The sequence below is a fragment of the Kitasatospora sp. CM 4170 genome (assembly GCF_032110285.1).
Classification (GTDB): Bacteria; Actinomycetota; Actinomycetes; order Streptomycetales; family Streptomycetaceae; genus Kitasatospora; species Kitasatospora aburaviensis.
The window spans coordinates 2,058,756-2,080,355 of record NZ_CP134877.1 but is presented as its reverse complement, the minus strand read 5'-3'; the positions used below and the strand labels follow the sequence as shown (position 1 = coordinate 2,080,355).

Annotated in this window: 15 protein-coding genes, 2 pseudogenes and 1 riboswitch; of the genes and pseudogenes, 9 read left to right on the top strand and 8 right to left on the bottom strand. The window is 75.8% G+C overall.

Annotation, left to right across the window (positions count from 1 at the left end):
• Nucleotides 1-168: 168 nt before the first annotated feature.
• The 3 genes and pseudogenes from RMN57_RS08275 (at nucleotide 169) to RMN57_RS08265 (ending at nucleotide 3,267) form a co-directional block, all read left to right on the top strand.
• Complete coding sequence (locus tag RMN57_RS08275) at nucleotides 169-1,128, top strand: pseudouridine synthase (protein ID WP_313762737.1); 960 nt, start codon at nucleotides 169-171, stop codon at nucleotides 1,126-1,128.
• A gap of 139 nt (nucleotides 1,129-1,267) precedes the next feature.
• Nucleotides 1,268-2,068: pseudogene (locus RMN57_RS08270) on the top strand (SDR family NAD(P)-dependent oxidoreductase); the annotation flags it as partial.
• A 131-nt stretch (nucleotides 2,069-2,199) separates the two neighbouring features.
• The gene (locus RMN57_RS08265; RefSeq protein WP_313762736.1) at nucleotides 2,200-3,267 is read left to right on the top strand and encodes an S-adenosylmethionine:tRNA ribosyltransferase-isomerase; all 1,068 of its coding nucleotides are present in this window, start codon (nucleotides 2,200-2,202) and stop codon (nucleotides 3,265-3,267) included.
• Between the two features lie 96 nt (nucleotides 3,268-3,363).
• Here RMN57_RS08265 and RMN57_RS08260 read toward each other — a convergent pair whose 3' ends face one another.
• From RMN57_RS08260 to RMN57_RS08240, 5 genes and pseudogenes are all read right to left on the bottom strand, one after another.
• Nucleotides 3,364-3,780 (bottom strand): nuclear transport factor 2 family protein, encoded by a 417-nt coding sequence (locus RMN57_RS08260; protein ID WP_313762735.1) that lies wholly within the window; start codon nucleotides 3,778-3,780, stop codon nucleotides 3,364-3,366.
• Nucleotides 3,781-3,985: 205 nt separating this feature from the next.
• Entirely contained in the window at nucleotides 3,986-7,699 is a 3,714-nt protein-coding gene (locus RMN57_RS08255) for a SpoIIE family protein phosphatase (protein WP_313762734.1), read from the bottom strand.
• A 153-nt stretch (nucleotides 7,700-7,852) separates the two neighbouring features.
• Nucleotides 7,853-9,039 (bottom strand): annotated as a pseudogene (locus RMN57_RS08250) (thiolase family protein).
• A 131-nt stretch (nucleotides 9,040-9,170) separates the two neighbouring features.
• Nucleotides 9,171-10,229: a serine hydrolase domain-containing protein gene (locus tag RMN57_RS08245; protein ID WP_313762733.1), complete on the bottom strand. Its 1,059-nt coding sequence runs from the start codon at nucleotides 10,227-10,229 to the stop codon at nucleotides 9,171-9,173.
• A gap of 165 nt (nucleotides 10,230-10,394) precedes the next feature.
• On the bottom strand, nucleotides 10,395-11,480 hold the full coding sequence (locus RMN57_RS08240) for a glycoside hydrolase family 19 protein (protein WP_380233818.1): 1,086 nt from the start codon (nucleotides 11,478-11,480) through the stop codon (nucleotides 10,395-10,397).
• A gap of 406 nt (nucleotides 11,481-11,886) precedes the next feature.
• On the opposite strand from RMN57_RS08240, the gene RMN57_RS08235 reads away from it, so the two are divergent.
• Together RMN57_RS08235 and RMN57_RS08230 are read left to right on the top strand one after the other, a co-directional pair.
• Entirely contained in the window at nucleotides 11,887-12,666 is a 780-nt protein-coding gene (locus tag RMN57_RS08235) for a GntR family transcriptional regulator (RefSeq protein ID WP_313762731.1), read from the top strand.
• A gap of 250 nt (nucleotides 12,667-12,916) precedes the next feature.
• On the top strand, nucleotides 12,917-14,431 hold the full coding sequence (locus RMN57_RS08230) for an alkaline phosphatase family protein (RefSeq protein ID WP_313762730.1): 1,515 nt from the start codon (nucleotides 12,917-12,919) through the stop codon (nucleotides 14,429-14,431).
• 69 nt (nucleotides 14,432-14,500) lie between these two features.
• On the opposite strand, the gene RMN57_RS08225 is transcribed toward RMN57_RS08230, so the two are convergent.
• Together RMN57_RS08225 and RMN57_RS08220 are read right to left on the bottom strand one after the other, a co-directional pair.
• Nucleotides 14,501-14,920: an HIT family protein gene (locus tag RMN57_RS08225; protein WP_313762729.1), complete on the bottom strand. Its 420-nt coding sequence runs from the start codon at nucleotides 14,918-14,920 to the stop codon at nucleotides 14,501-14,503.
• 124 nt (nucleotides 14,921-15,044) lie between these two features.
• Entirely contained in the window at nucleotides 15,045-15,752 is a 708-nt protein-coding gene (locus RMN57_RS08220; RefSeq protein WP_313762728.1) for an MSMEG_1061 family FMN-dependent PPOX-type flavoprotein, read from the bottom strand.
• A 126-nt stretch (nucleotides 15,753-15,878) separates the two neighbouring features.
• Here RMN57_RS08220 and RMN57_RS08215 point away from each other — a divergent pair, with 126 nt between their 5' ends.
• The gene (locus RMN57_RS08215; protein WP_313762727.1) at nucleotides 15,879-16,193 is read left to right on the top strand and encodes an antibiotic biosynthesis monooxygenase family protein; all 315 of its coding nucleotides are present in this window, start codon (nucleotides 15,879-15,881) and stop codon (nucleotides 16,191-16,193) included.
• Between the two features lie 109 nt (nucleotides 16,194-16,302).
• On the opposite strand, the gene RMN57_RS08210 is transcribed toward RMN57_RS08215, so the two are convergent.
• The gene (locus RMN57_RS08210) at nucleotides 16,303-16,551 is read right to left on the bottom strand and encodes an SCO4226 family nickel-binding protein (RefSeq protein WP_313762726.1); all 249 of its coding nucleotides are present in this window, start codon (nucleotides 16,549-16,551) and stop codon (nucleotides 16,303-16,305) included.
• A gap of 237 nt (nucleotides 16,552-16,788) precedes the next feature.
• Here RMN57_RS08210 and RMN57_RS08205 point away from each other — a divergent pair, with 237 nt between their 5' ends.
• The 3 genes from RMN57_RS08205 to RMN57_RS08195 all read left to right on the top strand — a co-directional run bounded on the left by RMN57_RS08205 (nucleotide 16,789) and on the right by RMN57_RS08195 (nucleotide 21,188).
• Nucleotides 16,789-20,163 (top strand): AAA family ATPase, encoded by a 3,375-nt coding sequence (locus RMN57_RS08205; RefSeq protein WP_313762725.1) that lies wholly within the window; start codon nucleotides 16,789-16,791, stop codon nucleotides 20,161-20,163.
• 137 nt (nucleotides 20,164-20,300) lie between these two features.
• A complete protein-coding gene (locus tag RMN57_RS08200) occupies nucleotides 20,301-20,693 on the top strand; it encodes a hypothetical protein (RefSeq protein ID WP_313762724.1) in 393 nt (130 codons plus the stop codon).
• Between the two features lie 27 nt (nucleotides 20,694-20,720).
• A complete protein-coding gene (locus RMN57_RS08195) occupies nucleotides 20,721-21,188 on the top strand; it encodes a hypothetical protein (RefSeq protein WP_313762723.1) in 468 nt (155 codons plus the stop codon).
• A gap of 143 nt (nucleotides 21,189-21,331) precedes the next feature.
• Nucleotides 21,332-21,459: riboswitch (FMN riboswitch) on the top strand.
• Nucleotides 21,460-21,600: the final 141 nt, after the last annotated feature.

Below are 21,600 nucleotides of genomic sequence, written 5' to 3'. Positions count from 1 at the left end.
TCCACTCTCCACCGCTCCCGCACCACCCGGCACGTCGGAGCGGCGGCGGGGCCGGCCGGGGACGGGGTCGCCGGGGGCGGGGGCGCCGGGGGCGGTCCGGGCCGGGCGGGGCGGCGTCGGACAGGACCCAGGCCTGACCCGAACGACACGCCCTAAGCTGGCGGCGAGATGAGACGCAAGAGCAAGGTGCCACCCGCCCCCCTTCCGCAGCGCCTCGGGGTCGACCCGGTGCACCTCCGGCTGCCCGCCGAGGACGCATGGCCGACGCTGCGCGCCTACCTGGCCGAGCGCCTTCCCACCGTCGCGCCGGAGCGGATCGACGCGCTGCTGTCCGGGCGCGAGATCGTCGGCGAGGACGGGCCGGTCGGGCCGGACGAGCCCTTCCGGCCCGGCGCGCACCTCTGGCTCCACCGCGACCTGCCCGCCGAGGTCCCCGTCCCCTTCGAGCTGGACGTGCTGCACCACGACGACCGCCTGGTCGTGGTCGACAAGCCGCACTTCCTGGCCACCACCCCGCGCGGGCGCCACGTGGTCGAGACGGCGCTGTCCCGGCTGCGGCACGCCCTCGGCCTCCCCGCCCTGAGCCCCGCACACCGGCTGGACCGGCTGACCGCGGGCCTGGCGATGTTCGTGGTGCGCCCGGAGGACCGGGGCGCCTACCAGACGCTCTTCCGGGACCGCCTGGTCCGCAAGGAGTACCGGGCCGTCGCGCCCTACGATCCGGCGCTGGCGCTGCCCCGCACCGTGCGCAGCCACATCGTCAAGGAGCGCGGCGTCATCGCCGCCCAGGAGCTGGACGCCCCGCCGAACAGCGAGAGCCGGATCGAGCTGGCGGAGCACCGCGACGGCCTCGGCCGCTACCGGCTGCGGCCGCTGAGCGGGCGCACCCACCAGCTGCGGCTGCACATGAGCGGGCTCGGTGTGCCGATCCTCGGCGACCCGGTGTACCCGGTGCTGCTGCCGGACCCGGCCCCGGACGACTTCCGCCGGCCGCTGCAACTGCTCGCCTCCGGCATCGAGTTCACCGATCCGCTGACCGGCCGCCCGCGCCGCTTCGAGAGCCGCCGCACCCTGGCCGCGTGGTCGGACCCGGCCGGGTGGGCCGACGGCGCGGCGCCGCGGCGCTAGGCCCTCCCTCTCCGGCGGTCGGGCGGTCGGGCAGACCGGCGGACCGGCGCTCGGGCGGTCGGTCTAGGGCGAAGGGACGACCGGCCTCCGGGGCCGGTGGCCGATCCGGACGGGACCGCGCCGGAGCGATCGTGGTGCCATGAACGTTCCGCAGAACACCGACGTCGCCGCCCCGCACGGCACCGAAGCCGCGCACGGCACCGAAGCCGGGCACCTCCCGCCCGCCGCCCGCGCCGCGTCCGCCGCGCCGGTCGCGGTGGTGACCGGCGCCTCGCGCGGGCTGGGCCTCGCGCTGGCCCGGGAGCTCGCCGCCGAGGGCTGGCAGCTGGTCGTCACCGCCCGCGACGCGGCCGAACTCTCCGTCGTCGCGGCCGAACTGGCCGCCCTCACCAAGGTCGTCGCACCAGCCGGGTCGGTGGTGGACGACGACCACCGCGAGCGCCTGGCCGAGGCCGCCGCGGGGCTCGGCGGCGCGAGCCTGCTCGTCAACAACGCCTCCACGCTCACCGGTTACGACCTCGCCGGCGCACCGCTTCCCCGCTTCGCGGACTTCCCGCTGCCCGGCCTGCTGGAGACCTTCGAGGTCAACGTGCTCGGGCCGATCGCCCTCACCCAGCTCGTCCTGCCCCAACTGCGCGAGCGGGCCGGGGCGGTGCTCAACGTCAGCTCGGACGCCGCCGTCGAGGCCTATGCGGGGTGGGGCGGTTACGGTGCCAGCAAGGCCGCGCTGGACCACGCCTCCGCGGTACTCGCCGAGGAGGAGCGGGAGCTGCGGGTCTGGGCGGTCGACCCGGGCGACATGCGGACCAGGATGCACCAGGAGGCCTTCCCCGGCGAGGACATCTCCGACCGGCCGCTGCCCGAGACCGTCGTCCCCGCGCTGCTGGCCCTGGTCCACGGCCGCCCCGCCTCGGGCCGCTACCGCGCCGCCGACCTCCTGCCGACGGCGGAGTCGGAGTCGGAGTCGGAGACGGAGGCTGAGCCGACGGGAGCCGCCGGAGCCGCGGCAGCCCCGGAGGCCCCGGCGGCCGCCACCGCCCCGACCGAGCCGGCCCCGGTCGGGGGTGGGCGATGACCGCAGCCGCCGACCCCGGGATCGACGTCGCCGTCCCGCCCGAACTCTCCGCCCGCGCCCCCGCCGAGGCCCGCGGCACCACCCGCGACGGCGTGCGGATGCTGGTCGGCCGCCGCGACGGCGGCGCGCTCGACCACCGGCGCTTCACCGAGCTGCCCGAGGTGCTGCGCCCGGGGGACCTCCTCGTGGTCAACAACTCGGCCACCCTGCCCGCCGCCCTGGCCGGCTGCCTGCCCGACGGCACCCCGGTCGCCCTGCACCTCTCCTCCGCGCAGCCGGACCGGCGGGGGGCGTACCTGGTCGAGCTGCGGCGGGTGGTCCCGGGCGCCGCGCCCGCCTACTACCCGCCGGACGAGTCGCCGGCCCGTCCGGGCCTGCGGGTGGCGCTGCCGGGCGGAGCCCGGGCGGAGCTGACCGAACCGTTCACCGCCCGCCTCTGGCACGCCCGACTCGACCTGCCCGGGCCCCTGGTGGCGTATCTGGGCCGCCACGGCAAGGCCGTCCGGTACGGCTACGTGGACCGCGACTGGCCGATCGAGGCCTACCAGACGGTGTTCGCGACCGTGCCCGGCAGCAGCGAGATGCCCAGTGCGGCACGGCCGTTCAGCGCCGAGGTGGTGGCCCGGCTGGCCGGGCGAGGGGTGCTGGTCGCGCCCGTCACGCTGCACACCGGGGTCGCCTCCCCGGAGGCCCACGAGCCGCCCTACGCCGAGCGGTTCGGCGTGCCGGCCGCCACCGCCCGGCTGGTCGGCCACGTCCGGGCCGGGGGTGGCCGGGTGATCGCGGTGGGCACCACCGTCGTCCGGGCGCTGGAGTCGGCGGCCGGGACCGACGGAACCGTCCACCCGGCCGACGGCTGGACCGAGTTGGTGATCACCCCCGAGCGCGGTGTACGGGTGGTGGACGGCCTGCTCACCGGCTGGCACGAGCCCCGGGCCTCGCACCTGCTGATGCTCGCGGCCGTGGCCGGACGTCCCCTGCTGGAGCGCTGTTACGCGGCGGCCGTCCGGCACCGCTACCTCTGGCACGAGTTCGGCGACGTCAACCTGCTCCTGCCGGACTGACCGGGCCGGACGTCGGCCGACCGGGCCGGGCGGACCGGCGCGGGTCGGACGTCGGCGGACCGCAGCGCCCGGCCCCCGGCTCGGCACCTCCGCGGCTCAGGCGGCCGGCTCCGCGAACAGCGTCCGCGCCGCGTGCTGGGTGTCAAGGTACTCGCGGACCGCCGTGATCAGCCCGTTCTCGACGGTGAAGATCCCCAGGCACCGGTTGTCGTAGGTGGAGCCGTTGGCGGCCGTGCCATGGGCCGTCCACTCGGCGACGACCTGCGGGCCGTCGGCGATCAGGCCGGTGAGGGTGATCCGCGGGCCGCCGCCGGGGGCGAACAGGGTGCCCGCCGAGCCGAGGAAGTCCTCGACGATGGCGGCCTTGCCCTGCCAGACCCGCGACAGCGGCAGGTCGCCGGGGTACTCCCAGGTGGCGTGCTCGGCGAAGCAGGCCACCGCGGTGGGGAGGTCGCCCTCGGCGATGGCGGTCACGTAGCGCTCCACGACGGTACGGGGGTCGAGCTGGTCCACGGCGGGCTCCTCGGATCGGTCGGGCCGTTCGGTTGATGGACCCAGCCAATCCCCACGCGCCCCGAGCGGGCGAACAACCGCACCGGTCCGACGACAACGATCCGTTGTCCTCCCTGGCCGGCCGGGGTGCGGCACGCCCGGCCGGCGGGCTCCGGGTACCCGCGCCCGGGCACCCCGCCGCCCCCGCCCGCACGCCGCCCCCGTCCTACCGGCCCGATGCCCCCGGCGGCAGCTCCAGCTCGAACCAGACCACCTTGCCGTCCCGGGTGCGCCGGCTGCCCCAGCGGTGCGCCAGCTCGTTGACCAGGTGCATGCCGCGCCCGCCCTCGTCCTCCTCCCGGGCGCGCCGCATCCGGGGCGTGCCGGCGTCCCGGTCGGCGACCTCCACGGTGAGCACCCGGTTGTAGAACAGGCGCAGTTGGACCGGGGAGCCGGCGTGCACCAGGGCATTGGTGATCAGCTCGCTGGTGAGCAGCTCGGCCCAGTCGGCGAGCGGGCCGAGGCCCCACTCGATGAGCGTGTCCCGGGTGAACCGGCGGGAGTGCGCGACCATCGCGTGGTCGTCGCTGAGCGGCAGGGTGGCGATCCGGTCCGAGCCGGCGGGCCGGACCTGGGCCAGGATGATCGCGATGTCGTCCTCGCTGGTGCGGCCGGTGAGTTCGGCCAGCACGGCGTCGCAGGTCTGCTCCAGCGAGCGGTGCCGGTCGGCGACGGTGCGGCAGAGCAGGTCGAGGCCCTCGTCGAGGTCGCGACCGCGCCGCTCGACCAGGCCGTCGGTGTAGAGGCCCAGGATGCCCTCCTCCGGGAGGGTGAACTCGACGCTCTCGAACGGGACTCCGCCGACCCCGAGCGGGGCGCCGGCCGGCAGCTCCAGCAGCCGGGCCCGGCCGTCGGCCTCGGCGATCACCGGCGGCAGGTGGCCGGCGCAGGCGGCGGTGCAGTGCCGCTCCACCGGGTCGTACACCACGCAGACGCAGGTGGCGAACTGGCCCTCGCCGATCGCCGTGGTGGCCTCGTCCAGGCGGTGCAGTACCCGCGCCGGGTCCAGCTCAAGGGTGATCAACGTCCGGGCGACCGTGCGGAGTTGGCCCATGGTGGCGGCGGCGCGGATGCCGTGGCCCATCACGTCGCCGACCACCAGGGCGACCCGGCCGGAGGAGAGCGGCACGACGTCGAACCAGTCGCCGCCGACCTCGCTGACCACGCTGCTGGGCAGGTAGCGGTAGGCGATCTCCAGGCCGAGGGTGCGGTGGATCTCCTGCGGCAGCAGGCTGCGCTGCAGGGTCAGCGCGGTGTCCCGCTCGCGCCGGTACAGCCGGGCGTTGTCCATCGCGAGCGCGGTGCGTGCGGCCAGCTCCTCGGCCAGCGCCCGGTCGGCCTGGCCGAACGGGACGGGATTGCGGATCCGGATGAACTCCGCACCGCCGAGCACGATTCCGCGTGCCAGCAGCGGCACCATGAGGTAGGAGTGCACCCCGGCGTTCACACCGGGCTCGACCCGGTCGGGCGAGGCGACGATCCGGCGCAGTGCCTCCTCGTCCACCTCCGAGACGAGGATCGACCGCCCGGTGCGCAGGCTCTCGGCGTAGATCTTCGCCGATTGCGAGGTCTCGCCGACCTGGTCGGCGGCCTCGGACAGGGTCCCGTCGGTGCTCGCCTCGCCGACCGCGACCGCCCTCATCAGCACCGAGCCGTCGTTCGGGACGGGTCCCGGCTCGTCGCCGCTGAGCACCGTGTCGCGCAGGTCGACGGTGACGAAGTCGGCGAAGCGCGGGATCACCACCTGCACCAACTCCTCGGCGGTGCGGTGCAGATCGAGCGTGGTCCCGATCCGGGTGCTGGCCTCGTTGAGCAGTGACAGCCGCTGCTGGGCCGCCCAGGCCTCGTCCAGGGCGCGCTGGCGGGCGGCGGCGGCGTCGCGTTCCCGGGTGAACAGCAGGGCGTTGTCGATCGACACCGCGGCCCGCACCGCCAACTCCCCGGCCAGCGCCAGGTCGTCGTCCTCGTACGGGCGCTCCACCACGGTCCGGTAGAAGCCGGCGACGCCGACCGGCGCGCCGCGCGCGATCAGGGGCACCACCATGAAGGAGAGGACGTTCTGCTCGCGCACGGCCTCCGTCCGCACCGGGTCGTCGGCGAACCAGGCCATGCCGGCCTCGTCCATCCGCGGCACCAGCACCGGCTTGCGGTGCCGCAGGCTCCACGCGTACGGCGAGCCGGGCCGGAACCGGTGCACCCCGCCGGTCCGGTCGATCGGCTCCAGGGTGGAGCCCTGCGCGGAGTGGAACGCCATCCGGCGAAGCAGGGCCGAGCCGTCCGGCATGCTGCGGGCCTCGCGCTCGCCGCGGACCAGGTCGTCCAGCACCTCGACCACCACGGTGTCGGCCAGCCGGGGCGTTGCGACCTCGGCCAACTCCTGGGCGGTGTGGGCGAGATCGAGCGTGGTCCCGATCCTGGCTGAGGCGGAGTTGACCAGTGCCAGCCGCTCCTGGGCGGCCTTCGCCTCGCGCAGCGCCTGCTGGCGGGCCAGTACGGTCTGGTGCTGGCGCAGGTAGAGGCGGGCGTTGTCGATCGCCACGGCCGCCCGCGAGGACAGTTCGTCGCCGAGGGTGATGTCCGCCTCGGCGAAGGACTCCCGCTCGCCGCGCCGTGAGTACACCACCATGCCGAGCGTGGTGCCGCGCGCGACCAGCGGGGTGATCCGCACCGAGCGCGGCCGGTCGCCGAGGTAGGCCTGGCGGCGGCTCTCGGTGATCCCCTCGCTCAGCAGCGGCAGTTCCCACGACGGGACCACCACCGTCCGCCCGGTCATCAGCGCCCGCGCGTACGGCGAATCGGGCGCCAGCTCGTAGACGGTGTCCACCGGCAGGGCCTCGGCCGGGTAGAGGGGGTCGTCGGTGGCGAGGGCGAGCCGGCGCACCAGGTGCGGGGCGGCCGGGTCGGGCGGCTCGACGTTGCGGCCGGCCACCAGCGCCTCCAGCGCGAAGACGCCGCTGATGTCGGCGACCCGCGGGACCATCGCGTCGGCCAGCTCGCGGGCGGTCTGCCGCAGGTCGAGCGTGGTGCCGATGGACGCGGTGGCGTCGACGAGCAGGGCCAGACGCTCCTGGGCCCGTGCGGCCCGGGCGTCCGCGCGGAACCGCTCGGTGATGTCGACGACGGTCGAGCTGACCCCGAGCACCTCGCCGGCCTGGTCCTCCAGCCGGAAGTACGAGGCCGACCAGGCGTGGTCGTGCGCGGGGTCGCCGGGGGTGCGGCCGTGCGAGCGGGTGTCCAGGACCGGCTCGCCGCTCTCCAGCACCTGCCGCATCACGGCCTCGCTCTCCGCGCCGTTGATCCCGGGCAGCAGGTCGGTGAGCCGGTGCCCCAGGTGCTGTTCGACGGTGAAGCCGTTGACCCGGGCGAGGGCTTCGTTCAGCCGGACGAAGGCGAGCCGGGTGTCGTACACGGCCATGCCGACGGGGGACTGGGTGAAGAACCCGTCGAGCACGGCGAGGTCCGACTGGATCCGGCGCAGCGTGGTGACGTCGGAGGCCACGGCGAGCACCAGCGGGCTGCCGCCGGGCCCGGCGATCGGGTGGGTGCGGAACTCCAGGTTGACGTGGTGGCCGTCCCGGTGCCGGACCGGGAACACGCCCGACCAGCCGCGGCCGTCCAGGATCTCCTGGAACAGCTCCAGCACGTCGGGCCGCTCGTTGTCGGCGACCAGCAGCTGGGCGGCCTTGGCGCCGATCGCCTCGTCGGCGCTGTAGCCGAGCAGCGCCTCCGCGTCGTCGCTCCAGTGCAGGATCCGGCCGTCGGCCTCGATCAGCGCGGTCGCGATCGGCACCATCAGCAGGGCGTCCGGGCGCGATTCCCCGCCCGGCTCGCCCCGGCGCGACCGGCCGGGCCCGTCGGCATCCCGCTGCTCGTTCACCATGGCCAGAGAACCGCCCGGAGATCGTTTCCACCAGCCCTGCCATCTTCCCACGCGGGCCCGGCCGCCCGCTCGTTCCGGCGGTGGCGGCCCGGCCGGGGCCCGGCGTGGGCCCGGTACGGGCCGGCCCGGCGTGGCCCGCACCGAAAGCTGGGCCTACTCCAGCGCCTCCAGGACGACGGCGTTGGCCAGGCCGCCCGCCTCGCACATGGTCTGCAGCGCGTAGCGGGCGCCGCGCTCGCGCATCGCGTGCACCAGGGTGGTCATCAGCCGGGTGCCGCTCGCACCGAGGGGGTGTCCGAGGGCGATCGCGCCGCCGTTGACGTTCACCTTCGCCGGGTCGGCCCCGGTCTCCTGCAGCCAGGCCAGGACGACGCTGGCGAAGGCCTCGTTCACCTCGAACAGGTCGATGTCCGCGAGCGAGAGCCCGGAGCGCCGCAGTACCTTCTCGGTGGCGGGCAGGACGCCGGTGAGCATCAGCAGCGGGTCCGAGCCGGTCACCGCGAAGGAGTGCAGCCGGGCCAGCGGGCGCAGGCCGAGCCGGGCGGCCGTCTCGCTGCTGGTGATCAGGACGGCTGAGGCGCCGTCGTTGATCGGGCTGCTGTTGCCGGCCGTCACCGACCAGTCGATCTGCGGGAAGCGCTCGGCGAAGGACGGGTCGGCGAAGGACGGCCGGAGGCCGGCCAGCACCTCGGGCGTGGTGCTCGGCCGCACCGACTCGTCCGCCGTGACCACCGTGCCGTCCGGCACCGTCACCGGGGCCAGCTCCGCCGCGAAGCTCCCGGCGGCGTGGGCCCGGGCGGCCTTGGCGTGCGAGGCGGTGGCGAACTCGTCCATCGCCTCCCGGGTGATCGACCACTTGGCGGCGATCAGTTCGGCGCTCACGCCCTGGGGGACCAGCCCGCCGGGGTAGCGGGCGGCGATCGCCGCGCTGAACGGGTCCGCGCCGGGCGGCACGTTGGACCACATCGGCACCCGGCTCATCGACTCGATCCCGCAGGCCACCACCAGGTCGTACGCCCCGGCGATCACCCCCTGGGCGGCGAAGTGGACGGCCTGCTGGGAGGAGCCGCACTGCCGGTCGACCGTGGTGGCCGGCACCGACTCGGGGAGTCCGGCGGCCAGCCAGGCGTACCGGGTGGTGTTCATGGCCTGCTCGCCGACCTGGTCGACGCAGCCGCCGATGACGTCGTCGACGAGCGCCGGGTCGACGCCGCTGCGGGCGATCAGGGTTCCGAGGGTGTGCGCCAGCAGCTCCACCGGGTGGACGCCGGAGAGGGCACCCCCCGGCTTGCCCTTGCGATGGGGGTGCGGACGGCTTCGACGATCACGGCGTCACGCATGACGGCCGCCTTCCTCTGAGGGTCGTTGGATTTCCAAACTTACTAGAGAGTAGTGAGTTTGGGAATCCAACCCTATGAAGTTGTGGGAGCGCGGGCGTCCGCCCGTCGATCGCCGCGCCCCAGGGCGCGCCTCAGCCCTTCTGCAGCGAGCGGAGCAGGGCCACGCCGGCCGGGTCGACCGCCCGCCGGCTGTTCGCCAGCGCGATGACGCCCACCTGCTTCTCGGGGTCGAAGGCGACGAACGACCGGAAGCCGCCCGTCCCGCCGTTGTGCCAGATCTGCAGGTGGCCGCCCTGGCGCTGGTGCAGGCGGTGGCCGAGCCAGCCGAGGTGCGCCCAGGCGAACGGGTTGACGCGGTGGCGGACCTCCCGGGTGAGCGCGATCGCGGGTGCCGGGGGCGAGCCGCCGTCCGGGCCGGAGGCCAGCTGGGCCTGCAGGAAGACCGCCAGGTCGCTCACGGTCGAGTGCAGCCCGCCGGCCCCGACCAGGTCCGCCAGGTGCCAGGCGGGCACCGGCCGGCCGCCGGTCGTGTGGCCCCGGGCGAGCCGGGCGGACCGCTCGCCGTCGACCGCCACGACCGTGTCGGTCAGCCCGAGGGGTGCGCAGACCTCGCGGGCGATCAGCTCCTCGTACCCGAGGCCGGACCGGTGGGCGAGGGCCAGCCCGAGCAGCCCCGCTCCAAGGTTGGAGTAGCGGAACCCGCGCCCGGGCGCCGTGCGGAGCCTCGTCCGGGCGAGCCCGGCCAGCAGGGCGTCACGGGTGCAGTGGCGGTACGGGTCGGGCTTGTTCGGGTTGAGCAGCGCGGGCAGCAGCATCCCGGCGGGCAGCCGGGGCAGGCCGGAGGTGTGGGTGGCGAGGTGCTGCAGGGTGATCGGGGTGCCGCCCCTGGCGGGCACGGCGGCACCGGCCGGCAGTGCGTCCGCGAGCACCACGGCGAGCGGCTCGTCGAGCGCGGCCGACCCGGCGAGCACCAGCCGCGCCAGCGCGAGCGAGGTGAACACCTTGGTCACCGAGCCGATTTCGAACAGCGTGTGCGGGCCGGGCACGTCGCCGGCGGGGTCGGTGCCGCCGGTGCGCCCGGCACCGCGGATCTCCACCGCGCCGCCGGCCAGTCCGGCGACCACCGCGCCGACGTGGTGGCCGGCGAGCCGGTCGGCGGTCTGCTGGACGAGGCTGCCAAGGTCGTTCATGGCGGTGAGCCTAGGGCGCGTCGGCTGCGCCGTCGTCCGCCGGGACGATGATTCCCCACCCCGCCGGTCCGCCGCCCGGGCTGCTCCCCGCTACGCCTCGGGGAGCAGCCCGGGTTCCGGGTGCCTGGCGGAGCCGCGGGCCCGGCCGGTGGAGCCGTCGGACCGTCAGCAGCCCAGGTTCGGGCCCGGGACGGTGCCGAGGATGCGGGTGAAGTTCTGGTACGCGTCGATCCGGCTCTGCACCTGGGCCGGGTTGCCGCCGTTGCACTCCAGGCTGCCGTTGATGCTGCGGATCGTCTCACCGAAGCCGTAGCCGTTGACCATCGCGTTGTGCGGGGTCATGGTGCCCGGCCCGGTCTGGGTGTTCCAGTACCAGAGCGCGGTCTTCCAGGCCACGGCCGGATCGGTCTGCACCAGGTTGGGGTTGTGCAGCAGGTCGATGCCGAGGGCGTCCCCGGCCGCCTTGTAGTTGAAGTTCCAGCTCAGCTGGATCGGGCCGCGTCCGTAGTACGCGGCCTGCCCGGCCGGGCACCCGTACGGCTGCGAGGTGTCGCAGTAGTGCGGGTAGTTGGCGGTGTTCTGCTCGACCACGTACACCAGGCCGCCGGTCTCGTGGTTGACGTTGGCGAGGAAGGCGGCGGCCTCCTGGCGGCGGACGGTGTCGCTGCCGGTGTTGGCGAAGCCGGGGTAGGCGCCGATCGCGTCGAGCAGGCCCTGGTAGGTGTAGAAGGCGTTCCGGTTCGGGAACATCTGGTTGAACTGCGCCTGGCTGACCGGGAATCCGCCGGGGTTCGGGGTCGTGGTGGGCGTGCCGGTGGGCGCCGGGCCGCAGGTGTACGGCTCCCAGTACCAGGTGCTGATCACCGGGTCGTAGCCCGGGTTGTCGTGGGTGGCCCGGTAGAGCCCGCCGTTGGTGTAGCGGACGATGCTCCCGGTGGTGTAGGTGCGGCCGGCCACCCAGGCCGGGTAGTCGCAGCTGCCCGCGGTGGGCGTGGGCGTGGGACCGGTGCCGCCGCAGGCGCCCTGGTCGGACCAGACGCCGGAGCCGGCGGTGCTGGGGGCCTCGTTCTGGGTCCACCACTTGGCGTTCCAGTTGTGGCCGCCGTAGGAGACGGTGGCTCCGCCGGTGTAGGCGGTGGCCGCGTTCCAGGGCGCGGCGCAGGTGGCGGCGCCGGCGGGGGCGGCGGGCAGCAGCAGCGCGAGCGCGAGCGCCGTGATGACGGCGGAGAGCAGTGCGAGCAGGCGTTTCACGGACACTTGATCACCCCTTGTGCGGTGGGGGCCGCACGGTCGTGGAGGCGGGAAGGTTCGGCGCAGGGAGTGCTGCCGGGCGCGTGGTGGTGCCCGGCAGGGCAGGGAGGGTGTCGGGGCGGGGCGGCCCCGCGGTGTGGCGGCTCGTCGTGGGGGACGGGCCGACCGGGGTGCGGGCCGGGTGCGGGGCTGACCGAGACTCAAGCGGAATGGTCTATACCTGTCAAGGGGTTTGCCCGGAGGTTGGCGCGACACGTCCGCGGATTCGGCCTGAATCGGGCGGTGGAGTGCGAAGGCCGGACCGGATCGAGGGGGTGGCGGTCGCGCCGGTGGCCGGTCGCGCCGGGGGTCGCACGGGGCGGTCCACCGGGCCCGGGCGCGGGGCCGGGTCTGGGAGGATGTCCGGATGGACCAGACCCCCGGCCCCGCCACCCCGCCGCCCGGCGGCCTCGACGCGCCGATCCGGGCCGGCATCCCCGAGCACGGCCGGGTGCCCAAGTACTACGCCGTCAAGGGCCGGTTGGAGGAGCTTCTCGACGAGCTCGGCGAGGGCGGCGTGCTGCCCACCGAGCGCGACCTCGCCGCCCGCTTCGAGGTCGCCCGGGAGACGCTCCGCCAGGCCCTGCGGGACCTGCTGATCCAGGGCCGGGTCCGCCGGCGCGGCCGCAGTACGGTGGTGGCCGGGCCCAAGCTGGAGCAGCCGCTCTCGCTGGCCAGCTACACCGAGGGCGTCCGGCGGCAGGGGCGGATCCCGGGCCGCACCCTGATCGGCCTGGAGCGGTTCGCCGCCGACCCGGCGCTCGCCGGGCAGCTGGGCCTCGCGGTGGGGGAGCAGGTCTGGCACCTGGAGCGGGTGCTGCTCGCCGACGGCGAGCGGGTCGGACTGGAGAGCACCTACCTCGCGGTGGCCCGGGTCCCGGCGCTGGAGCGGGAGTTCGACCCGGGCTCGTCGTTCTACGCGTTCCTGCGGGAGAAGGCCGGGGTCGAGTTCGGCGCGGCCGACGAGCGGATCGAGACGGTGCTGGCCTCCCCCCGGGAGGCCCTGCTGATCGGGACGCCGCCCGCGCTGCCGATGCTGCTGCTGCACCGGCTCACCCGGGACGCCGCCGGCGTCCCGCTGGAGCGGGTGCGCTCGCTCTACCGCGGCGACCGGTTCAGCTTCACCACCCGCCTCGAAGCCGACTGACGCCCCGGCGCCGACTGACGCCCCGGCGCCGACTGACTGCCGGAAGCGCCGGCCGACCTGCGTCGCCGGGCCGCCGCGCGCGAACCGCCTCTCGCACGGGCACCCTGCGCAGCCCTCTTCTGATCACCGAATGGTAACGGGTCTGGACCGAATTCGAGCACTGTTCACGCCCGGGACGAAACCCCGGCGACCGCCGTCCACCCGCCGCTCCGACCGTTGTCACCGCTCCTCCTCCGCCCCATTCCCCGCCGTGACGAAGCATCAGGAGACGAACGTGGCCGCCGGATTCCCCCGCCGCAGCCTGCTCCTCGGCGCCGCCGCCGTGCTCGCGGCCGGCCCGCTGGCCCGTACCGCCGTGGCGGCGACCGCCGCCGCCCGCACCCCGAAGGTCCTGGTCATCGGCCTGGACGGCACGATGCTCAACCGCATCAAGGACGCCGACGCGCCCAACCTGGACGCGCTGATGGCCGGCGGCCTCACCGCCGCCAGCAGCCTCTACGCCAACCCGATGGCCGCCACCGCCTCCGGCCCCGGCTGGTCCACCATCGCCACCGGCGTCTGGCCCGACAAGCACAACGTCAGGGACAACAACTTCACCGCGCCCGCCTTCGCGGCCTACCCGGACTTCCTGACCCGGATCGAGAACGCCGCCCCCGCGCTCTCCACCTACGCGGTCGCCTCCTGGGCACCGATCGCCGACACCATCTACTCCGGCAAGGTCGACACCCGCGTCGCCACCCCGTCCGCCGAGTACGACACCGGCACCACCGCCCGCGCCGTGGCCAGGCTCCGCGACGGCAACCCGGACGCCGTCTTCGTCCAACTGGACAACGTCGACCACGCGGGCCACTCCAGCGGCGCCGCGAGCCAGGCCTACCTGGACGCGATCCACGGCGTGGACGCCCAGGTCGGCCAGATCGTCGCCGCCGTCCGGGGCCGTGCCACGTACGGGCAGGAGGACTGGCTGATCATGGTCACCGCCGACCACGGCCACACCGACGCGGGCGGCCACGGCGGCTCCACCTGGAGCGAGCGGCAGACCTTCGTGATCGCCACCGGCTCGGCCTTCCCGGCCGGTTCGGTCCGCCACGACGTGCGCATCGTCGACATCGCGCCCACCGCCATCGCCCACCTCGGCCTGGCGATCGACCCGGCCTGGCAGCTCGACGGCAGCCCGATCCCCGGCCTCGTGCCGGACGCCTTCGACGCGTTGCGCCCGCAGCTCACCGGGCCGGTGGACGAGACCGGCATCGCCGCCGGCACGATCGGCTTCACCCACACCCCGCCGAGCGGCTGGTCGATCGACAACTCGGCGATGGGCACCGGCGGCGTCACCGAGTGGCGCGGCTGGTCCTTCACCACCGACGAGTTCTGGACCAAGACCCAGCGCGACCAGTACCGCGAGCTGAACGTCCGCTCCCGCAACGTCTTCGCGGTCGCCGACTCGGACGAGTGGGCCGACAAGACGTTCAAGGGCGACTACGACACCACCCTGGTCAGCCCGGAGTACCCGGTGGCCGGGCTGAGCGCGGTGCCGGTCTCCTACACCACCTACTACCAGCAGGAGGGGGCGCAGACCGCGCAGGTGCTGGCGGTCTGGGACGGCGGCACGCCGGTGCCGGTCAAGAGCTACACCGCCGAGACCAACGGCCGGCAGAGCCTGCTGCTGACCGTTCCGGCGGGCGCGAGCCGGCTGCGGCTGCGGTTCCGGTACACCGGCAGCAACAACTGGTACTGGGTCCTGGACAACGTCCGGGTCGGCTGACCGCGCCGGCGGCCCCGGGGCGCGGGTCCGGACGACGGACCCGGCGCCCCGGTGCGCGGCCGGAGGGGCTCACCCGGTGGCGGCCAGCGCGGCCCGCAGCCGCTCGGCGACCTCGGCCGCACCCGCCTCGTCCGGGTACTTCCCGCGCGGCCAGAAGAAGCCGCGCAGCCCGTCCTTCGGGTTGCGCGGCACCACGTGGACGTGGAGGTGCGGCACCGACTGGCTGATCCGGTTGTTGGCCGCGACGAAGCTGCCCGCCGCACCGAGCCCGCGCTCCACGGCCGCCGCCACCCGCTGGACCTGCAGGAAGAACGGGCCCACCTCCGCCGCGGGCAGGTCCGCCAGGGTCCGGTGGTGGGCCCGCGGCACCACCAGGACGTGGCCGGGGAAGAGCGGCCGCCGGTCCAGGAAGGCCACCGCCGCCTCCTCGTCCAGCACCCGGTGGGCGGCCTCGGTGCCCGCGACCACCGCACAGAAGACGCAGTCCATCCGTCCATTCAACCGAGCGGCCGTCCGCCCGGCGCGCCCGCGAACCCCGCCCGGCGCGGATTCACCCGCCCGGCGGCCGCCCCCGCCCCGGCCGCCCCGGCCGCCGGACGGCGGGCGCGTGCGGCTACTCGTAGCGGTAGAGCAGGGACTCGCGCTCGGCCTGCTCGATCGCCTCGATGGTCAGCGACGGGTCCCGCAGGTGGGAGAGGGTGACCTCGGCCGAGCTCGGCTGCTCGTCCTTGCCGAGCCAGTTCTCCGGCTTCCACGCCGAGCTGCGCAGGAACGCCTTCGGGCAGTGTGCGTAGACCTCCTCGACCGCCACCACGATCGCGCTGCGCGGCGGCTTGCCGACCGCCGTCAGCTGCTCCAGCAGGCGCGGGTCGGTGGAGACGCAGGCGCGGCCGTTGACCCGCAGCGTGGTTTCCCGGCCCGGCACCACGAAGATCAGCCCGACCTGGCCGGTCTCGACGACGTTGTGCAGGGTGTCCAGCCGCTTGTTGCCGGTGGCGTCCGGTATCGCCAGGGTGTGCTCGTCCAGCACCGACACCAGCCCGGCCGGCCCGCCGCGCGGCGAGACGTCGCACCGGCCGGCCGCGTCGGCGCTCGCCACGAAGACCAGCGAGGAGCAGGCGATCAGCCGCCGGGCCACGTCGTGGATGTGGTCCACCTGCTTGCGGCGGGCGTGGTCGCCCGGCTGCTCGTAGATCTCGCGCAGCTGCGCGGCCTCGCGGACGGCGTCCGCGCGGAGCGACTCGAACAGGCTCGCCGGCGCGCGATCCGGCGTCGCGGGCCCGGTGGTTGACGGTGTGACGGTCCCCGATGTTGTGGTCATGCCGGGAAATCTAGCGGAGCCCCGCCCGGCGGCCCCGATCGCCGTTCGCGAAACCCTCCGACGCCCCTCCCCACCAGCGGTTTTGCGCCGATAATGGGGCCAAGGGCTCCGTGGGAGGTGGTAGCCGTGATCGTCAGGATCTGGGCCGGGCAGGTCATGGCCGGGCGCGTCGAAGAGTTCTGCAGCGTGCTGCTCTCGCAGGTCATCCCGCAGCTCGGGGAGACGGACGGCTGCCTGGGCGGTGAGCTGCTGCGTTCGGTCACCGAGGACGGCCACCGGGTGCTGGTGGTGAGCCGGTGGCGCGACGAGGAGGCCCTGCGCGGGTACGCCGGGCCGATGTGGCGGATCCGGCCGGTCTGGTCGGAGGGCGAGCTGCGCTACCTCGCGCACCCGCCCGAGGTCACCCACTTCATGCCGGTGGCGACCGCCCAGCCGGTCTGAATCCGTACGCCCGCAGCGCCCGCAGCGCCCGCACGACGTGGCGCGGCGTCCGGCCCGGGGCCGCGCGCCGACCCGCGCGAGCCCCCGGGCCGGAGAGAGCCGGCGGCCGTCAGACCATCAGCGGCACCGGGTGGATCTCGTCCGCCGGGTGGCCGGTGCGCTCGTGGACCCGCATCACGGCTTCCTTGGACGGAGCCTCGGAGAGGCAGTAGACGGTGCCCGATGCGGGGTCGGCCCAGGCCTGCTCGAAGTGCACGCCCTCGGCGCCCTCGGCGTCGAGATCGGCCTGGTGCGCCATCCGCAGCTGCTCCTCGGTGATCCCGGTCATACCGTGGTGGACGTCCATGAACTTCGCCATCGCCCTCGCACCTCCTGGGTCCGGGCCGGCGGTTGCCGACCGCCTCTCACCAGCCTGCGCCCGCCGCACCCCGGCCCGCCACCGGGCGGCGGCCCGGGGCCCGTCTTCGAACTCCCGCCGCCCGCTGCCCGCCGCCCGCTGCCCGCCGCCCGCATCGCCGGGCGGCGGCCCGGTCCGGCGGCCTACCCTCGGAGCGGGGGCGGTCCCGGGTGTCCCCGCGGTGGAGAGGACGGTCCGATGCCCGTGCTTCCCTTCGTCGGCCGAGCCGACCTGCTGGCCGAGCTGACCGCGGCGCTCGCCGACGCCCGGGCCGGCCGGGGCGGCCTGACCGTCCTCACCGGTGCGGCCGGCGCGGGCAAGACGCGGGTGGCGGAGGAGGCCGTCCGCCGGGTCGAGGGGTTCCGGACGCTCTGGCTCTGGTGTCCGCCGCAGGCGGGCGGCCGAGCCGACCCGCTCGGCCCGTGGGCGCAGGCCGTGCACGAGCTCGCCGCCGCCGACACCGCCTGCAGCCGGCTGGTCCGGTCCTCACCCGGGCTGCGCGCCCTCGTCGCGGCCGGGACCGAACCGGCGGGTGCCCCGGCCCGGGGCGAGCCGCGCACCCGCGACCCGCAGGCCGCCCGCCGGCGCCTCGGCACCGATCTCGCCCTCCTCCTGCGCACCGCCGCCGGGACCGGCCCGCTGCTGCTCGTCCTGGACGACGTCCACGAGGCCGACGCCTCCACCCTGCGGCTGCTGACCGAGCTCGCCGCCGCGCTGCGCACCGCGCCCGTGCTGCTGCTGGTCACCGCCCGCGACGACGAGGCCGCCTGGCAGGGGCGCACGGCGGAGCGGGCGGCGCTGCTCCGGGCCGGACGGAGCCTGCCGGTCGGCCCGCTCGGCGAGCCGGAGGTCCGGACGCTGCTCGCCGCCGCCGGAGCGGCGCGTACCGGTCCGGCGGAGGTCCGGGAGCTGCTGGAGCGCACCGGCGGTGACGCCTTCTTCGTCACCGAACTCCTGCGCCACGGCGGCGCCGAACGGCCGGGCCCGCTGCCGGCCACCGTCCGGGCGGCCGTCGCGGCGCGGCTGGCGCGGCTGCCGGGGGAGTGCGCCCGGGTGCTCGGCGCGGCCTCCGTGCTGGGCAGCCGCTTCGCCCTCGACGTGCTCGCCCACCTGGCCGGGGTGCCGCTGGCCGACCTGCGGACGGTGCTCGCCGCGGCGGCCGACGAGGGGCTGCTGGCGCTGGTCGAGCCGGGGGCGGGCGAGTTCCGCCACGAGTTGATGCGGGAGGCCGTCCTGGACGGCCTCGCCCCGGCCGACCGCGCCGCGCTGCACGCGCGGGCGGGCACCGTCCTGGCCGGTCTCGCCGACCGCGGCCGCGACACCGGACCGGCCGGGGCCGCCCGCCACCTGCTGCTGGCGGGACCCGAACACGCTGCTGCCGCCGCAGAGTTCGCCGGCCGGGCGGCGGACCGCTCGGCCCGGCTGCTCGCCTTCGAGGACGCCGTCCAGTGGTACGGGCAGGCTCTGACCGCGCTCGCCGCGGCCGGCGGCGACGACGCCCGGCGGGCGTCCCTCCTGGTCGGCCTCGGCACCGCCCGGCTCGGTGCGGGCCGCCGCGAGGAGGGCCGGGCGGACCTCCTCGCCGCCGCCGACCCTGCCCGCCGCGCCGACCGCCCGGACCTGTTGGCCCGGGCCGCGCTCGGCCTCGGCTCCGGCCCGGTGGGCTTCGAGGTGGAACTGCTCGACCGCCCGCAGATCGACCTGCTCGCCGAGGCGCGGACCAGGCTGCTCGCCCGCCCCGACCGGCCGCCGGGGCCGGGGGTGCAGCCGGCCGCCGGGTCCGCGGTCGGCGCCGCCGCGCTGCTCGCCGCCGTCACCGCCCGGCTCTCCGTCGCCGGCGCGCTGGTCGAACCGGACCGGGACCGGCTGGCACTCGCCGAGGAGGCGGTCCGGACCGCCCGGGCGAGCGGTGACTCCGCCGTGCTGGCGTACGCGCTCTCGGCGCTCTGCGACGCGCGCTCCGGTCCGGCGCACCGCACCGGGCGCCGGGCCTGGGCGGGCGAGATCGTCGACCTCGCGCGCGGTCTGCCCGAACCCGATCGCGAACTCGAACTCCTCGGCCGGCGCCTGCGGTTGGTCGCCCTGCTGGAGGGCGGGGAGCTGGCCGCGGTGGACGCCGAGAGCCAGGCGTACGAGGCGGTGTCGAGGGCGCTGGGCCGGCCGTTCTACGCGTGGTACGTGCCGCTCTGGCGTGGCATGCGCGCCCTGCTGGAGGGCCGGTACGAGGACTGCCCGGCCGCGCTGGCGCAGACGGAGGAGCTCGGGCGGCGGGCGGACAGCCCCAACGCCGCGCTGCTCGCCGCCACCCAGCGCTGGTGCCTGTACGCCGAGACGGGCCGGACCGAGGAGCTGGCCCGGATGCTCGCCGGGATGCCCCCGCTGGACGCGCTGCCGGGTGTCTGGCCCCGGGTGGCGGTCGCGCTGGTCGCCGCCCAGTTCGGCGACCGGGCCGAGGCCCGGCGCCGACTCGCCGCCGCCGCACCGCTGTTGGACTCCGCCCCGGTGGACAGCGAGTGGCTGCCGATGCTGGCCCAGGGCGCCGAGGCGCTGGCCCTCGTCGGGACCGCAGGGCCCGGCGGTCCCGACGAGCCGGCCGTTCCCACCGTCCCCACCGGCCCCACCGGCCACGTCGGCCATGTCGGGCCCGAGGACCCCGCCGGCCCCGAGAGCGACGAGGACGCCGAGCTGCGCGCCCTCGCCCGCCGCCTCTACGACGCCCTGCACCCCCACCGCGAGCTGCTGGTGGTGGAGGGCATCGGGGCCGCGGTCCGCGGTCCCGTCCACCGCCACCTCGGCCTCCTCGCCGGTGTCCTCGGCCGATCCGCCGTCGCACGGGAGCACTTCACCGCGGCCCTCGCGACCGCCCGCGCGCTCGGTGCGCCGCGCCTCGCCGAGCGGATCGCGCGCGAGGCCGACGCCTTGGCACCGCTCGGCCCCCGGCCGTCGGCCGCTGCCGGGGAGGGGGAGGGGGAACCCGGGGCCCCCGCCCCGGACGGGCAGGTCTTCCGCCGACAGGGCGAGTTCTGGCAGCTCCGCTACGCGGGGGAGGAGGTCCGGCTCGCCGACAGCAAGGGACTGCGGGATCTCGCCGCGCTGCTGGCCCGTCCCGGCACGCCCGTCGCCGCGCTCGACCTGGCCACCGCGTCGGCACCGGCGCCGTCGATGCCGGGGCCGGGGGCAGCGGGGGTCGGAGCCGACCTCCACCAGCCCGCCGACACGGGGGAGTTGATCGACGCCACCGCCCGGGCCGCCTACCGCCGCCGACTCCACGAGCTGGACGAGGAGTCCGCGGAGGCCGACGCCGCCGGGGACGCCGAGCGCTCGGCCCGGATCGCCGTCGAGCGGGACGCGCTGGTCGGCCAGCTCTCCGCCGCGTACGGCCTGGGCGGCCGCCCGCGCCGGACCGGTTCGGCCGCCGAACGGGCGCGCACGGCCGTCACCGCCCGCATCCGCGCCGCCATCGACCGGATCGCCCGCACCCACCCGCCGCTCGGCCGCCACCTGGCCAACGCCGTCCGCACCGGCACGCTCTGCGTCTACGAGCCGGAGCAGCCCGTCCACTGGCGGCTCTGACCGGGCGGCCGCCGGCGGCCTCCTTCCGGCCGTGCGGCCCGCACCCCCGCCCCGGCCCGTGCTGCCGCGGCTCACATCGTGCGGCCGTTCCTCACGCCCCCGGAGCAGAGAAGCAGGACCGCACCGAGGAGGACGCCATGCCCCGCATCTCCAAGGCCGAGGCCGAGCTCACGCTGGACGAGCCGGTGATCGAGGGCCGCTACGCCGAACTCGGCGGCTACACCGTCGGATTCGAGACCCACAAGGCCGACCTGGACCCGGCTCCGCTCTTCGCCGGCCTCCCGCAGGACCGCTGCCAGAGCCCGCACTGGGGCGTCGTGCTGACCGGCCGGGTGGTGTTCCGGTACGCCGACCACGACGAGGTCTTCCGGGCCGGCGACGCCTACTACGGCGCGCCCGGCCACCTGCCGCTGGTCTTCGCCGGAACGGAGCTGATCGAGTTCAGCCCGACCGACGCACTGGAGCGGACGATGGCGGTGGTCGGCCGCAACCTCGAAGCCGCCAACGCCGCCGAGGCCCCCGCCGGCTGAGGCCGGCCGCACCCACCGGAGCGCATCATGACCACCACCGCCCCCGAAGCCGGACCCGGCGTCCTCGCCGCCGACGCCGTCGACCCCACCGGCACCACCGACCCGACCGGGCGCCTCGCCGCGCTCCTGATCGCCTTCCTGGAGACCGGCACCCCGCCCGACGGCCTCTTCCGCCCCGGGGTGTTCTGTGACCTCACCGTCCCGCAGTGGCGGCTCCAGGCGCGCGGTGTCCCCGGCCTGGTCGCCCTGCGGCGGGGCGGCCACCCGGCGCCCGGTGCCGTGCCGCGCCACCGACTGGACCGCACCGGAAGCGGGTTCGTCCTGGAGGTCGAGGAGAGCTGGGAGCAGGACGGGCAGCGCTGGTACTGCCGCGAGCTGCTGCGCGCCGACGTCCGGGACGGCGCGGTCGACCGCCTCTCCGTCTACTGCACAGGGGACTGGGACGCCGAACAGCAGCGCCGCCACCGCGCGGAGGTGACCCTGCTGGAACCCTGACCCCCGCACACCGGCACGCACCCCGGACGCCCGCGACACCCGTGCCCATTCCCGGCCCGCGCGTGAAACAGGCCACAGTGGAAGCCTCTCCCTCGGCCCGCGCGGGCCATGGCACAATGACGTCAGTAGTAGCAGTGACGTTCAGCGCACTCCGGGGTCGGTGAAAATCCGAACCGGCGGTTACAGTCCGCGACCCGTCCGCAGCCAGCGGCCGGTTGACCAGGTGAAATTCCTGGACCGACGGTTAAAGTCCGGATGGGAGGCGTGCGCGGCGGACGAAGAGCAGTGCCCGAGGATCCCCCGGTGGACCTCGGGAAGGTGTGCGACGGGAGATCCCTCTCCCGACGGCTCCGGCACCCCGGCGACGGGTCCTGCCGTCGGCCGTCCCGCGCACCCGTACAGCTGCGCCCGT